11 protein-coding genes and 1 tRNA gene are annotated in these 14978 nt (G+C 71.2%); 7 read left to right on the forward strand and 5 right to left on the reverse strand.

The features are described 5' to 3' along the window. The first annotated feature begins 186 nt into the window (after window positions 1-186). Window positions 187-2217, forward strand: a complete 2031-nt coding sequence (locus HGBR_RS07290) for an acetoacetate--CoA ligase (protein ID WP_019158679.1) — start codon at window positions 187-189, stop codon at window positions 2215-2217. Between the two features lie 79 nt (window positions 2218-2296). On the opposite strand, the gene HGBR_RS18810 is transcribed toward HGBR_RS07290, so the two are convergent. Next, a complete protein-coding gene (locus HGBR_RS18810) occupies window positions 2297-3808 on the reverse strand; it encodes an LPXTG cell wall anchor domain-containing protein (protein ID WP_147522352.1) in 1512 nt (503 codons plus the stop codon). Between the two features lie 556 nt (window positions 3809-4364). Between HGBR_RS18810 and HGBR_RS07300 the strand changes: the two genes are divergently transcribed. The 3 genes from HGBR_RS07300 (at window position 4365) to HGBR_RS07310 (ending at window position 8851) form a co-directional block, all read left to right on the forward strand. Then, window positions 4365-5840, forward strand: a complete 1476-nt coding sequence (locus HGBR_RS07300; protein WP_019158680.1) for a malate:quinone oxidoreductase — start codon at window positions 4365-4367, stop codon at window positions 5838-5840. Between the two features lie 207 nt (window positions 5841-6047). Then, window positions 6048-7661 carry a PrsW family intramembrane metalloprotease gene (locus HGBR_RS16975; RefSeq protein WP_147522354.1) on the forward strand — a complete coding sequence of 538 codons (1614 nt, stop codon included), beginning with the start codon at window positions 6048-6050 and terminating at the stop codon, window positions 7659-7661. Next, complete coding sequence (locus HGBR_RS07310) at window positions 7661-8851, forward strand: MarP family serine protease (protein WP_019158682.1); 1191 nt, start codon at window positions 7661-7663, stop codon at window positions 8849-8851. The genes HGBR_RS16975 and HGBR_RS07310 overlap by 1 nt, the downstream gene beginning before the upstream one ends. A gap of 34 nt (window positions 8852-8885) precedes the next feature. Here HGBR_RS07310 and HGBR_RS07315 read toward each other — a convergent pair whose 3' ends face one another. From HGBR_RS07315 to upp, 3 genes are all read right to left on the reverse strand, one after another. Next, window positions 8886-9806, reverse strand: a complete 921-nt coding sequence (locus tag HGBR_RS07315) for an endonuclease/exonuclease/phosphatase family protein (protein ID WP_019158683.1) — start codon at window positions 9804-9806, stop codon at window positions 8886-8888. A gap of 78 nt (window positions 9807-9884) precedes the next feature. Further along, window positions 9885-10751: a winged helix-turn-helix domain-containing protein gene (locus HGBR_RS07320; protein WP_026077417.1), complete on the reverse strand. Its 867-nt coding sequence runs from the start codon at window positions 10749-10751 to the stop codon at window positions 9885-9887. 403 nt (window positions 10752-11154) lie between these two features. Next, on the reverse strand, window positions 11155-11790 hold the full coding sequence (upp, locus tag HGBR_RS07330; protein WP_019158686.1) for a uracil phosphoribosyltransferase: 636 nt from the start codon (window positions 11788-11790) through the stop codon (window positions 11155-11157). A gap of 69 nt (window positions 11791-11859) precedes the next feature. Between upp and HGBR_RS07335 the strand changes: the two genes are divergently transcribed. From HGBR_RS07335 to HGBR_RS07345, 3 genes are all read left to right on the forward strand, one after another. Next, entirely contained in the window at window positions 11860-12408 is a 549-nt protein-coding gene (locus HGBR_RS07335; protein ID WP_019158687.1) for a tRNA adenosine deaminase-associated protein, read from the forward strand. 4 nt (window positions 12409-12412) lie between these two features. Beyond that, on the forward strand, window positions 12413-12940 hold the full coding sequence (gene tadA / locus HGBR_RS07340) for a tRNA adenosine(34) deaminase TadA (protein WP_218915950.1): 528 nt from the start codon (window positions 12413-12415) through the stop codon (window positions 12938-12940). A gap of 159 nt (window positions 12941-13099) precedes the next feature. Next, window positions 13100-13190, forward strand: a tRNA-Ser gene (locus HGBR_RS07345). A 480-nt stretch (window positions 13191-13670) separates the two neighbouring features. Here the strand turns inward: HGBR_RS07345 and HGBR_RS07350 are convergent. Beyond that, window positions 13671-14888: an aminotransferase-like domain-containing protein gene (locus tag HGBR_RS07350; protein ID WP_019158689.1), complete on the reverse strand. Its 1218-nt coding sequence runs from the start codon at window positions 14886-14888 to the stop codon at window positions 13671-13673. Window positions 14889-14978: the final 90 nt, after the last annotated feature.

The raw sequence follows: 14978 nt of genomic DNA on the forward strand, positions 1-14978 counted from the left end.
CGCTGAAGGGCCCGGCGCTATTCCACAGCCATCCCATGGCGGGCGATGTGGGCACGGGACACGACCCCTCCACCGCGTCCGAGTGTCGATCCCGGCCGGAATAGGATGTGACGCGGACGACACTCGTCGTTCCGCTGCTGCGCAGAGCGCCGCAGTGCCTGGTCCCGAGCAAGGAAGCTGGTCCCGATGCCTGAATCCTCCGCCGTCCTGTGGCGCCCCGATCCCGCCGCAGCCGACGCCTCGCAGATGCGCGAGTTCCAACGACTCATGGGCGAGCGCCACGACGCCCCGCAGGGCGACTACCAGGAGTTCTGGCGGTGGACGATCGCGAACCTCGACGTCTTCTGGGAGGAGATCATCGCGTTCGCCGGCGTCGTCTGGGAGCGCGGTGACGGGCCGGTCCGCGAGGGCGACACGATGCCCGACGTCCGCTGGTTCCCCGGTGCGCGGATCAACTACGCGGAGAACATCCTGCGGTGGTCCGCGGAGCGGGGAGACGAGCCTGCGATCATCGGCCGGCACGAGGACGACCGCCGCGAGGTCCTCACGTGGAATCAGCTGCGCGGGCAGGTGGGCGCGCTCGCCGCACGGCTGCGCGAGTGGGGAGTGCAGCCGGGAGACACGGTCGCCGCGGTGCTGCCCAACCTGCCGCAGACCGCCGTCGCCCTGCTGGCGGCCGCGTCCGTGGGCGCGGTGTGGTCGGTCGTCAACACGGACTTCGGTGTGCGCGGGATCGCGGACCGGTTCGCGCAGATCGAGCCGAAGGTGCTCTTCACCGCGGACTCCGTCCTCTTCAACGGGAAGCACGTGCCGCTGACGGAGGCCGTGCCTGGGATCCTCGAGGTGCTGCCCACGGTGGAGCGGCACGTGCTCATCGAGCAGACCGGCGGCATTGGCGCCGGCGCGGGGACGGGACACTCATCTGCGCAGATCGCGGTTCCGGAGGGCAGAGAGATTCCCTCCAAGAGCTTCGACGACCTCGTCGCGAGTCCGGAGGAGCCGATCTTCGAGCGGGTCGAGTTCTCGCACCCCCTGTGGGTCCTGTACTCCTCCGGCACGACGGGCAAGCCCAAGGGCATCGTCCACGGACACGGGGGTGTCACCGTCGAGATGAACCGGGCGAACATCCTTCAGTACGACGTGCGGCCCGGCGATATCCAGTACTCCGCGGTCGCGACGACGTGGGTGGTCTGGAACCTCCTCATCGACGCGATGTCGCGCGGCGTCACGATCGTCACCTACGACGGCGCACCTTTCGCCGGCGGTCCGCACCGGCAGTTCGAGCTCCTGGCATCCGAGCGCGCCACCGCGTTCGGCACCGGTGCCGCTGTGCTGTCCACGGCGCAGCGGCTGGGCTACTCGCCGCGCGCGGACTACGACTTCTCCGCGCTGCGGTCGATCCTGTCGACCGGGTCCCCGCTGCCCGATCCCACGTGGGACTGGGTCTACGAGCACATGAGCCCCACGGTCAAGCTGGGCTCCGATTCCGGCGGCACGGACATCGCGAGCGGCTTCATCGGGTCGAACCCGGTGGATCCCGTGGCGCGCGGCCACCTGCAGTGCGCCTACCTGGGCATCGCCGCAGACTCCTGGGACTCCCGCGGCAACCCGGTCGTCGGGGAACTGGGCGAGTTCGTCGTCACGGAGCCCATGCCATCGATGCCGGTGTTCTTCTGGAACGACCCGGATGGCTCGCGCTACCGGGACGCCTACTTCGACGCGTACCCCGGCGTGTGGCGCCACGGGGACTGGGTCACCCGCCACGAGGACGGCAGCTACGTGATCCACGGCCGGTCGGACGCGACGATCAACCGCGGAGGCATCCGGATGGGGTCCGCAGACATCACCCAGATCGTCGACCGGGTGGAGGGCGTCGCCGCCTCGATGGTCATCGGCGCGGAGCTGACCGGCGGCGACTACTACATGCCGCTCTTCGTCGTCCCCGCACCGGGGACGCAGGTCGATGACGCGCTCCGCGAGCGGATCGTCGCGGCGATCCGGTCCGAGCTGTCGCCGCGATACGTGCCGGACGAGATCATCGAAGCGCCGGGCGTCCCGCTCACCCGCACGGGGAAGCTGCTGGAACTGCCGATCAAGCGGGTCCTGCAAGGGGCGCAGCCCACGACGGTCAACCGCGACGCGGCCGCAGACGAGGCGATCCTCGAGTGGTACGTCGACTTCGCGCAGACGCGCCGGGCGGACAGCCCCGCCGACTGACACGTGGGACGGCGACGGGTCGGATGGGGCTGGATCGCCCCGTCCGACTGCCGTCACCAGCTGTGCCCACCGAACGCACTCACCTCCTGCGGGCCAGTGTCAGCGCTCCGGTGCCGACCGCGACGAGGATGAGGGCCAGACCCGCGGCCGCCGTGGCATCGACTCCCGTCCGCGGCAGGGTGTCAGGCTCTGGACCGTCCGGCGCCGGCATCGGGCTGTCCGGGGGAGAGGGCTCCTGCGGTGCGGGCGGCTCCCCGCCTCCCTGGGGAGGCGGTCCGGGCTGCTCGTCCTCCTGGGGCGGACCGGTCTCCTCCGGCGGAGCCGAGTCCTCGGGCGGTGCCGTCTCCTCCGGAGGCGAGGTCTCCTCGGGCGGTGCCGTCTCGGGTGCCTCGGTCTCGGGACCTTCCGTCTCCGGGGCCTCGGTCTCCGGACGTTCAGTCTCCGGGGCCTCCGGCGGCTTGGAGGCTTCGGGCGTGCGCGGCGTCTCCGGTGTCCGTGTGGGAGCGGGCGGAGGCGTGGTCGCGGGCGGAGGGGTGACCTCGGGCGTTGTCGACGGCTCGGGTGAACGCGTGGGCGGAGCCGTGGTGGGTGGCGGCGAGTACGTCGCCGTGGCCGTGGGCACCGGTACCGGGCTCGGAGGCGGCGAGGGCGGCAGCGTGGGACGCGGCGGCCGCTCCTTCTGCTTCCATGTGTCCTCCGCCGTGAGAGTCACCGGCTCACCGGGGGTGACGACCGCCTGCACGCGATCGGATCCCAGGCCGGAGGGCCGGTGGTAGGTGACCTCGGTGGAGGGCAGCCCGTCGACCTCCACCTCGACCGTGATCGGTGCGTCACCCCGCGCGAGCAGGGCCACGGACGTGGGGTCGTCACCGGTCGTGACGCGGTCCTGGGCGGGCTCCGCACCCGTGACGGTGACGTCGACATCGTGCCCGGGCACCTCGTGGCCGGACGCGCTCGTGAGGGACACGAGCGCGTCCATGACGAGGCCGGTGCTCGCGGCCGGGTCCTCCCCGGCCGGTGCGTCGAGCGCATGGATCGTCCGATCCCGCAGCGTGACGTCCAGGGTGTAGGGGCCCGCGTAGCGCTTCGCGTCACGATTGATGGTGGTGTACGTCTGCGCGGCCTCCGCGAAGTCGGAGCCCAGGTCCTTCGGGTGCCCCGGCGGGATCGCGTGGCGGTGGGGGATCGCCTCGTCCAGCCGGACCAGCGCGGACAGCGCGGCATGCGTGGCCGCCGACGACGACTCGCGGTGGGTGCCGAGTGCCCAGGCCGTCCGCGCGGCGGTGATGCTCTTCCCCGCCCCGGCGTTCCGGAAGAAGCGCGGGTGCGGTGTCTTGAGACCGGCATCGGTGCAGTAGGAGTACCGGTCGGAGAACGTGCGGTACGCGCCGTACCAGGTGCGGCCCTCCTTCGCCGTGTACCACTGGCCCGGGCCCAGGACGCTGTCGACCGACTGCCCCAGGAACCACGCCCCCTCCTGCGAGGCCCCCAGCTCCGCCGCCGAGGCCGTGGAGCCTCCCAGCTGTGCGTCGCCGTCGCCCGGGGGAGGGTCGGAGGAGCCGCTGTCGGAACCCGGTGCCTCGATGCTCACGGTGTCGGACTGCGCGGCTCCGAAGAAAGTGTCAGGTGCGCTGGCCGCGGACGCGGCTGACAGGACCGGTGAACAGATCAGGGCGGCGGTGAGGAGCATGGCGCCGGTGGTCCGGACGGCGGTTCGCCCGGCCGCACGTCGTGCCGGGGGAGTGCGAGTGGGTGGAGTGCGCGACGGGACAGGGTGGTACGAACCACGGCGGGACGGGCCGGCGTGGGATGAGCCGGTGTGGGACAGGCTGGTGCGGGACGGGCCCGTGGGGGATGGAGTGGTGCGGGCATCAGTGGGTGGTGTCATGCCGTCATCTGAGTCGTCCGCGACACCGGGCGCACGGGCATCGGCGCAGCTGTGGATGAGCGGCGTCGGATCCACAGCCCGCGGTGCGCAGGACGACACCGCCTGTGCCCAGGCGGGTGTGCGCAGTGCTGAACGGCACTCCCGATTCCCGGGCGGCGCCCGGCCCGGAGTAGAGTCGGGGTGTTGCGACACGAGCGGATGCGGGATGTCCGCGACCTGTTCACAGACCTGATCTGCACGGGAAGAGGCGAGGCTTCATATGACCACACCCACGGAGAACGCGGACGTCGTCCTGATCGGCGGCGGCATCATGAGTGCGACTCTGGGCGCGCTGCTGAACGATCTGCAGCCCGACTGGGACGTGCGCGTGTACGAGAAGCTCGACTACGTCGCCCGTGAGAGCTCGCACCCCTGGAACAACGCGGGCACCGGCCACGCGGCGCTGTGCGAGCTCAACTACTCGCCCCAGGACGCGAACGGCGACATCGACATCACGAAGGCCGTCACGATCAACGAGCAGTTCCACCAGTCCCGCCAGTTCTGGTCGTTCCTCGTGAAGGAGGGGATCATCGCCGATCCCACGACCTTCATCAACCCGGTGCCGCACATGTCGTACGCGCGAGGCGACCAGGGCCGCGACTACATCCGCAAGCGCTACGAGACGATGGTGCAGAACCCGCTGTTCGCGGACATGGAGTACTCGGACTCCCAGGCGCAGCACGCGGAATGGCTGCCTCTCATGTTCGAGAACCGCGGTCCCGGGCAGGTCAACGGCGTCTCGCGCGTGGAGCGCGGCACGGACGTGGACTTCGGCTCGCTCACGCGTCAGCTGCTGAGCCACGTGGAGGACCGCGGCGTCCAGATCCGCACCGCCCACACCGTGACGGACCTGGAGCGGTCCGCCGACGGCTGGAAGGTCAAGGTCCACGACGACCGTGCGGGTCAGTCGTTCGAGGTGAACGCGAAGTTCGTCTTCATCGGCGCCGGCGGCGGTGCGCTGCACCTCCTGCAGAAGTCCGGCATCGCCGAGGGTCGCGGCTACGGCGGCTTCCCCGTCTCCGGCCTGTTCCTGCGCACCTCCGACCCGGAGCTGGTCGACCGCCACTACGCGAAGGTCTACGGCCAGGCCGCGACGGGCGCCCCGCCCATGTCCGTCCCCCACCTGGACACGCGCGTCATCGACGGCAAGCGCTACCTGCTGTTCGGCCCGTACGCGGGCTTCTCGCCCAAGTTCCTCAAGAAGGGCAGCTTCACGGACCTGCCGTTCTCCGTGCGCGGGAACAACCTCCCGGTCATGCTGAACGTGGCGAAGGACAACATCGACCTCGTCACGTACCTCATGAGCCAGCTGGCGGAGACGAAGAAGGGCCGCTTCAAGTCGCTCGAGGAGTTCACCCCCGAGGTGGACCCGGAGAAGTGGGACCTCATCACCGCCGGCCAGCGTGTGCAGATCATGAAGCGCGACCCGCAGAAGGGCGGCATCCTGGGCTTCGGCACCGAGGTCGTGTCCGCCGCGGACGGATCGATCGCCGCACTGCTGGGGGCCAGCCCCGGCGCGTCGACGGTCACCTCGATCATGCTGGGCCTGCTGGAGCGCTGCTTCCCGCAGCAGTACGCCGGCTGGGAGCCGCGCCTCAAGGACATGGTCCCCTCGCTGGGCCGCAAGCTCCACGAGGACCCGGCACTCCTGTCGGAGCTGTCCGACTACACGTCCGGCACGCTCCAGATCGGCTGATCCCGCCACCCGCGCAGGTCGCGGACCGGGCCGACTGCGCGCCGGGGACGCTCGCACACGAGCGTCCCCGGCGCATGTGCGTTCGGGGATCCGTTGCGAAACTGCCACCGGCCGCGCAGGGCATCGGGATGCGCGCGACCGTAGACTCGGGGACGACCAGAGTCCGGCCCGCGGGCCGTTCAGCGCTACTTCCCGAAGGACCACACCATGACGTACGGGTGGAGTGACCCGCGCAGGGGCCAGGACCCCCACCAGTCCCAGCAGCCTCCGCAGGGTCGGCCGGGACCGGACCAGCCTCAGCAGGTCCAGCCCGGACCGGGTCTGTACGGTTCGCAGGGTCATCCGGGACAGCCACCGCACGGCCGGCCTCCCCAGGTCCAGCCGGGGCGACCGGGCCAGCCCGGACCCGGCCCGTATCGCCAGCCCGGTCAGCAGCCCGCGCAGCCCCAGCCGCAGCCGGGCCAGCAGCCCCACCCGGGCCAGCACCAGCCGCACCCCGGGCAGTTCCAGAACCCGGGCCAGGTACGACCGCGCCCCGGCCAGCCACACCCCGGCCAGCCCCAGCCGCACCCCCACCAGCCCCAGTGGCAGGGTCAGCCGGGAGCACCCGGCATGGGGGCCTCGGCGGTGGCGATCCAGCAGAGTCCGGCCGGTGCGGTCGACGGCTCGTGGACGACGCAGTTCTCGCTGGGGGCGAACCAGGTCGACCCGCTGCGCACGCGCAACATCATCCTCCTGGTCGTGGGCATCCTGCTGACGGTGGGGCTGGGCGGCCTGTTCCTCCTCATCATCCTGTTCCAGTCGATCGCCTTCTCCGGGGTGGGGTTCATCATCCTGCTGATGTCGAGCGTCCCGCTGCTGGCGATCTTCGGCACGATCCTCCTGCTGGACCGGTGGAAGCCGCAGCCCATCGTCCTCCTGCTGTCGTGCGTGCTGTGGGGCGCGGTCGCCTCCGTCATCCTCACGCTCGTGGGGCAGCTCATCTTCGGAGCCGCCACCTACGCGCTCACGGGCATCGACACGTCGACACCGTTCATCAGCGCGGTCATCCTGGCGCCCCTGTTCGAGGAGACGACCAAGACCGTCTTCCTCGTCGCGATCGTGCTGGCGGCCCGCCGCTTCTTCGAGGGCCCGCTGGACGGTTTCATGTACGGCTCGCTCATCGGCGCCGGATTCGCGTTCACGGAGAACCTCCTCTACCTCAACGGCGCGTACGGCGAGGCGCAGGCGCAGGGCCTCATCACGCTCTTCTTCATGCGCTGCGTCATGAGCCCGCTGCTGCACTCGAGCTTCAGCGCGCTGGCCGGTCTGAGCATCGGCTTCGCCGCCCGCCGCGGCCAGTGGTGGATGGTCGCCCTCATGTGGATCCCCGGCCTCATCGCGGGCATGATCCTGCACGGCGTGTGGAACGCGGCGGCCAGCCTGCCGCTGTCGGCGATGGGCAGTCTGCTGCTCATGCTGGGCCTGTCGATCGCGGTCGCGCTCTGCTGGTGGGGCACCGGCTTCTTCCTCTGGTACCGCGAGACCAGGACGGCGCGCGACGCGCTCCTGCGTTACGCGAGCGCCGGCTGGCTCTCCGAGGCCGAGGCCCAGATGCTGGGCACCTGGAAGGGCCGCCGCGCGGGTCGCCGCTGGGCCACCGGACCCGCCCGCCGGCACATGAAGGCGATGATCCGCGTCGCCGCCAGCCTGCCGACCACCCGCGACCGCGTCGAGGCCGGGGTGGGCGGGCAGACGGAGAAGGACTACGAGGTCTTCCTCCTCAACCGCCTCTCCGCCGAGCGCAAGATGATGATGAGAGCGATGGGTCTGGCCGCGTAGTGACCGCCCTGGACATCGCCCTCACCGTCTTCCTGGTCCTGGCCGCCGCAGCCGGCTGGTCGCAGGGCCTGGTCGCCGGCGTGAGCACGGTCATCGGGTTCGTGGCGGGTGCGGTCGCCGGCCGGCTGCTGGGGCCCGTGCTGGCCGGGTTCCTGCTGGAGCGCGACATCGTCGCCGAGGCCGGAGCCGCCAACGCCGCCAGCCTCCTCCCGCTGGTGCTGGGGGTGGGTCTGGCCGTGGGCGGCGGCTGGGTGGGCACGACCCTGCGGTCCGGCCTGGGGGAGGGGTTGGGCCGCCGGGCGGACGCCCTGGGCGGCGCCCTCACCGGTGCGCTCGCTTTCGTCCTCGTCGTGTGGCTGGTGGCCGGCTGGGTGCGGACCACGCCGCTCGTGGGTCCCAACGCCGCGGTCGCGGAGTCCCGCATCGTTGCGGCCCTGGACCGGGTCGCCCCCGTCTCGTCCGCCGAGGCCGTGGGCGCCATCGCGCAGGCGCTGGCCGCCAGCGGATTCCCGCAGGTGTTCAGCGGTGAGGAGCACATCCGGTCCGTGGGCGAACCGGACCCCGCGATGGTCGAGGTGGGTCGCGAGGTCGAGGACAGCACGGTGAAGGTGACGACGACCGCGACCCGCTGCTCCGCGCTGCAGTCCGGGTCCGGCTGGGTCTTCGAGGACGACCTCGTCATGACGAACGCGCACGTGGTGGCGGGATCGACGAACCGGATCGTCCAGGTGGGCGGTGCGGGGCGGCCGTACTCCGCGGAGTTGGTGCTGCTGGACCCCGCTCGGGACATCGCCGTGCTGCGCGTGCACGACCTGGACGCGGAGCCCCTGGACCTGGGCGAGCGACTGGGCACGGACGACGACGCCGTGGTCGTGGGCTACCCGGAGAACGGGCCCTACACGATCTCTCCGGCCCGCGTGCGCGAGGCCGTGACCGCGCGGGGACTGGACATCTACGACGAGTCCGAGGTGGTCCGCGAGGTCTACGCACTCCGCGCAGTCGTGCGCTCCGGCAACTCCGGCGGACCGGTCCTCGACGCGCAGGGCCGCGCCGTGGGACTCGTCTTCGCCCGGTCCGGGGAGGACGACGAGACCGGCTACGCGCTCACGCTCGCGGAGCTGGACGAGGCGCTGCAGGTGGGTGTCTCTGCGGCGCCGGTGGCCTCGGGAGGCTGCTCGACGACGGGGTGACGGGCGCACTCGGGCGGGTGCGGCCTCGGCGGGGTCAGAAGTCGTAGGAGACGAGGACCGCGCGGTGGTCGCTGGTGCCGCGGTCCATGACCTCGTCCGCGACGGGTTCCAGTCCCCGGCTGAGGGAGTGGTCGAGGCGGGTGACCGGCAGGCGGGAGGGCCACGTGAAGCCGAATCCGCCGCCCACGGCCTCGCGGGAATCGGTGAGCTCGTCCGTCATCTGCTCAAAGTAGCGGTCCGAGGAGGCGGAGTTGAAGTCGCCGGCGACGATGACGCGTTCCGCGGGATCGTCCGCGACCCGCTCGGAGAGGGTCCGCAGGGCGGCGTTGCGCATCGACTCCTGGCCGGGACGCACGGACGGGACGTGGACCGCGTAGAAGCGGACGTCGCCGTGATCGGTGCTGATGGTCGTCGCGAAGGCGCGGACCCACTGGAGGCCCAGATCGACCTCCTCGGGAGCGCTCATGGGCCACTTGGACCACAGGCCCACGGAACCCTGGACCTCCGCGTACTCGTAGTGCGAGTCCATCTGGTCCTGGATGATCTGACCCGACAGCGACTCGACCTCCTGGAACGTCGCGATGTCCGGGTCCTGCTCGATGACGTTGAGCGCGGTCGCGGACGGCTGGGGGAGCTTCGCGCCCACGTTCTGGGTGGCGACCGTCAGGTCGGTCTCGCCGGAGTCGCCCGCGGGGCGTAGGTACGGCCAGAACATCGAGGCCCAGACGACGGCCGGCACCAGGACGCCTGCGATCGACAGCAGCGACAGGCGGAACAGCGCGATGAGCAGGACGAACGCGATGAGCACCCAGCTCCAGGGGAGCAGGGTGTCGACGATGAGAGCGAGGCCCCGTGTGGTCGGCACGAGGTCGTGCATGGCGATGAGTGCAGCCAGTACGATCCCGCACGCCAGGACGAGGACCCCCTTGGTCGAGGAGCGTCGCGGCGAAGTCACCCGAGGATTCTAGGCCCCGTTCCTGGTGCGATCCTGCATGAACGGTGCCTGCATGCGCAGAGCGGGCGGCGGGGGTGCTCAGCGGCTGGCGCGAGCCTGCCAGATAGCCACGTCCGGGTGCTCGTCGAAGCGGTAGCCGGCGCCGCGGATCGTGCGGACGATCGAGGCGTACGAGCCCAGGCGGCGGCGCAGGCGGCGGACGTGGACGTCGACGGTGCGCGCATCGGGGCGCTCGCCGGACTCCGTCCACAGTGCGTCGATGAGGTCCTCCCGGGACAGGGTGCGTCCGGTGTTGCCCACGAGGGTGGCGAGCAGGTCGAACTCCTTGTTCGTCACGTTGACGGGCTCGCCGTCCGCGTGGATCTCGCGGCGGGGCAGGTCGATGCGCACGGGTGCGTGCTCGTTGACGTGGGCCTGGGAGCGCGCCGGTGCGGCGGCGGGCGGGGTGATGCCCGCGAAGCCGCGGCGGGCGACGGGGCCGGGGGTCTGGACCTGGTCCGAGGCGAGGTCCTCGCGGCGGGCCGGGGGCGAGAGGCGGGAGGGGATGCGCTGACGGACCGGGCCGTGCATGCCGGCGGGGCGGCCGGTGGCGGCCTGCGACCCGTTGGCCACGGCGCGCACGGCGTCGATGTCGCTGCCGATGCCGTCCGGTGCCAGCGCGATGATCGCCTGGGTCTCCGCCGAGGTGGCGAGGTGATTCACCTGATGCTGCAGCGCCTGCGCGATCTCCGTGAGGTTGGTGCCCTCGGCCGCGGCCTTCGCCTCGTCCAGCCCGATGTAGAGGATGATGCCGCGCGCGGCGCGGGGGCCGGCGGAGACTCCGGAGGGGCCGTAGGTCCGGGGGGCCGTCTGCGGGTCGATGGGTGTCAAGCGGGCTCCGGTTCGGCGCGCTGCGCGGGCGCTGCGGGGGTGGACGTCAGCGGGCTGGGGTGCTGCGGCTGCCATGGTTCTCCTGGGGGTGTCCGGCGGGTGCTGCGGTGCGAGGCTCGTTCGCGACCCGGGCAGCGGTGCTCAGCGGCGGTCGCGAACGCAGGGCATGCCGGGACAGCGTGCCCGCGCGGCGGCGGTGAGCGAGGAGGAGGACTGCATAGATGTCATTGTTCGCGACGGCGCGGGGGACGGCAAGTGGTTTGTGACGAAGTGTGACGAACTGTGACGTTTCGTGCGGGCGCGGATCCGTCGGGGTTGTGGTCCGGGCAGCCTCGGATCCCTGAGCTGACGGGCATCGCGGCGGTGTGCGATGCGGGCGCGATCGCACACGGAAGAGCCCCGCACGGACGTCATGAACGTGCGGGGCGAGGGCCGTTGTGACCCGGGGGCGGCTGGCGGGTGACGTCGCTGGGGGTGGTCAGACGACGCCGTAGAGGCGGTCGCCGGCATCGCCCAGGCCGGGGACGATGTAGCCGCGCTCGTTGAGCTTCTCATCCAGGGCCGCGGTGTGAACGGTCACCTCGGTGACACCCTCGTACTTCTCGGAGATCGCGCGCACGCCCTCCGGCGCGCTCACGAGGCAGACCGCGGTGACGCTCGAGACGCCGCGCTCCAGCAGGAAGTCGATCGCCATCGCCAGTGTGCCGCCGGTCGCGAGCATCGGGTCGAGGACGTAGACCTGTCGCCCGGCCAGGTCCACGGGGAGGCGCTCTGCATACGCGTGGACGGCGAAGGTCTCGTCGTCGCGGACCATGCCCAGGAACCCGACCTCCGCCGTGGGCAGCATCTTGAGCATGCCCTCGAGCATGCCCAGGCCCGCCCGCAGGATCGGGACGACGACGGGACGCGGCGCGGACAGCGCGGTGCCGGTGGTCGTGGCGACCGGCGTCGTCACCTCGCGCGGCTCCGTGCGGATGTCGCGGGTGGCCTCATAGGATAGGAGCATGACCAGCTCGTCCGTGAGGGTGCGGAACCGAGCGGAATCGGTGGCCTGATCCCGCAGGACGGTGAGCTTGTGGGCGATGAGCGGGTGGTCTGCGACGTGGAGGTCCATACGGGAAATCTACCGGAGAAGACGCGGCCCAAGCGGTGACATCCGGTCGGGATCGGCGACAATGGGGGTATGGCCTACTTCACCGCAGTGCTCTCCCGCGCAGATGACCGATTCCGGCTCGTCGACCTCGTCCTGGAGGACGTCGAGGATCTGGCCGACCTCGCCGACCTGGTGGACGGCGTGGGCGACGGTCAGGCCGACGGCGAGGCGATCGCCGTCATCGAGCACGAGGACGAGTGGTTCGGACTCATCCGCATCGTCGACGGCGACGCGACCGTGTTCCTGTCCGATGCGGACGCGGCCGCCTCCAGCCCGTACGCGGATCTGCTGGCCGACTACCTCGACGCGCGGCCGGGCGCGTACGAAGCGGACGAGGAGCCCGCGGCGGACGAGGACGAGGCGGACGACGATGAGGAAGGGGACGACGAGGACGCGCAGATGCTCGACCTCGACCAGTCCTCCGACTGGAGCGGCGACCCGGGCCTGTTCGCGGACGCCGGAGTGGCGGCGGAGGACCTGCTCGCGCAGTTGGAGCGCCACGGCGCAGACCCCGCTCGCGTCGTCGCGCACGTGGGGGAGGCCGTCGGATTCGCGGATGCACTGGAAGCGGCCCGCTGACCCCATGACCACACCCGACGGCCGGCGGGAGCCGAGGCTCCGGCCGACTCCCCGGTCCGGTCTGGCCGCGCGGCCGGAGCACGAGGCCTGGATGCGGATGGCGCTCGCCGTCGCCGCGGAGGCCGCCGCGTCCTCCGATGTGCCGGTGGGCGCCCTCGTCGTCGATGCGGAGGGGGCGGTCCGCGGGATCGGCCACAACGTCCGCGAAGCCGTCCACGACCCCACCGGGCACGCCGAGGTCGTGGCTCTGCGGGCGGCGGCCGCGGACCTGGGACGCTGGCGGCTGGACGGTACGGTGCTGGTCGTGACGCTCGAGCCGTGCGTCATGTGCACGGGCGCTGCCGTCGCGGCACGCGTGGACGGCATCGTGTTCGGGGCGTGGGATGACAAAACGGGCGCCTGCGGATCCGTGTGGGATCTGGCGCGCGACCGGGCTTCGTTGCACCGACCGGAGGTCACGGCGGGTGTGCTGGCGGACGAATGCGCGCAGGTGCTGGCGGACTTCTTCGCCCAGCATCGCGGTGAGGGCTGAGGTGCTGGGCGGATGCGGATCCGGCGCGGAGGCTGAGCTGACTCGACGGGCAGGCCGACACGGGTGCGGTCCCAGTCATCCGCTCCAAACTGGGCACTGTTGCGCGGCTCACGTCCGCTGAATTGGGTGCTGAGGCTCCGCGTGTGTAAAGTATTCCGCGGTAGCGTGTCCGAGCGGCCGAAGGTGCGACACTCGAAATGTCGTGTACGGCAACCCCGTACCGTGGGTTCAAATCCCACCGCTACCGCCAGGTGAAACGCCGGGTCTCAGGTTCTGAGACCCGGCGTTCGTCATTCTCAACTCGAACGCTGCTCCGACTGGCCGTCGCCCTGACTGGCCGTCGCCCTGACTGGCCGTCGCCCTGACTGGCCGTCGCCCTGACTGGCCGTCGCCCTGACTGGCCGTCGCCCTGACTGGCCGTCGCCCTGACTGGCCGTCGCCCTGACTGGCCGTCGCCCTGACTAGCCCTGCGCTCTGACTGGCCCTGCGCTCTGACTGGCCCTGCGCGGTCTCCGAAACGGTTCTCGCGAATTGCGGGAATGCTCGCACGCACATCGCGAGAGAACTGTGATGAAGGGGAGGGAGCGAGCACCCTCAGAAACGAGTATCGCGAAGTACGGGAATGCTTTGTCGTACTTCGCGATATTCGTGGGGCTTGGGCTAGTAGCGGCTTGAGGTTGAGATAGCGTCCCCGCGGGGACGCCCCGCCTCGATCCGCACCCGGCCCGGCTCACCCCTCCACGCGCTCGATCGCGCGGGCCAGGCGGGCGATTCCCTCGGCCATCCGGTCGACCGAGGTCCGTGAGAAGCTCAGGCGGATGTTCGACGTGGCGCGACCGTCCGCGTAGAACGGCCCGCCCGGCACGAACGCGGTGCCCTCCTCGACCGCCGCGGCCGCCAGCGCCTTCGCGTCGACCCCCGGGATGTCCAGCCACGTGAAGAACCCGCCGTCCGGGTGCGTCCAGGACGCGCGGTCGCCCAACCCCTGGGCCAGCGCGTCCATCAGCCCATCGCGGCGCACGGAGTACGCACCCCGCAGCACCGGCAGTGACGCCGCGTAGTGGCCCTCCGTGATGTAGGACTCGAGGATCGTCTGTCCCAGCGCGCCGGCGCACTGGTCCGTGTTCGTCTTCGCCTGCGCCATCGCGTCGATGACCGTCGCGGGTCCGGAGGCCCAGCCCATGCGCGTGCCAGGGGTGAACGTCTTGGAGAACGTGCCGATCTGCACCGTCACGTCCGGCCCCAGGGCGTAGATCGAGTCGATGTACGAGCCCTCGAACGCCAGGTCCCGGTACGCGACGTCCTCGATGACGAGCAGCCCCAGGCGCCGGGCGATCTCCACGATCTCCCGCCGGCGCTCCAGCGGCAGCCACAGGCCGGACGGGTTCTGGAAGTCCGGGATCACGTAGACGACCTTGGGGGTGTGGCCCGCCTCGACGGCCGCTGCCTGCGCCTCCTCGATCGAGGCGGGGACCAGCCCCTCCTCGTCGTTGCGCATGGAGAAGCACACGCCGTCGTGCGACCGGAAGACGCTGAAGGCGCCCAGGTACGACGGCGCCTCGACCAGCACCGCGTCCCGGTGGTCCAGCATCGCCTTCGACACGAGGGTGAGCGCATCCACGCCGCCGGAGGTCACGATGAGCTCGTCCTGCTCCGGGCGGACTCCCTGCGTGCGATGCACCTCCTCCCGCAGCACCTCGCGCAGCGACGCGAGCCCGTAGTTGGGCGCGTACTGCAGCGCCACCTGCGGCTGCGAGGCGATCGCCTTCGCTGCGGTCTCGCCCAGCAGTTGCGTGTCATAGAGGGTGGGGTCGGGGAACCCGCCGGAGAAGTCGACCAGGTCGCCTCCTGCGGATGCGAGGGCGAGGACGGCGGACAGTTCGCTGGGACCCGCCTGCGCGCGTGCGGCGAGCCGTGCGAACCACTCATCATGTGTGGTCTCAGTCATAGCCGCATCCTTGGTGCGCACGCGGCCCGCCGCCGAGGCCGTCCGCACCTCGACATGCCGGTCCCCCTCGGTCGGCCGAACCCGTTGATC

Source organism: Brevibacterium senegalense (assembly GCF_000285835.1).
GTDB classification, from domain to species: Bacteria; Actinomycetota; Actinomycetes; order Actinomycetales; family Brevibacteriaceae; genus Brevibacterium; species Brevibacterium senegalense.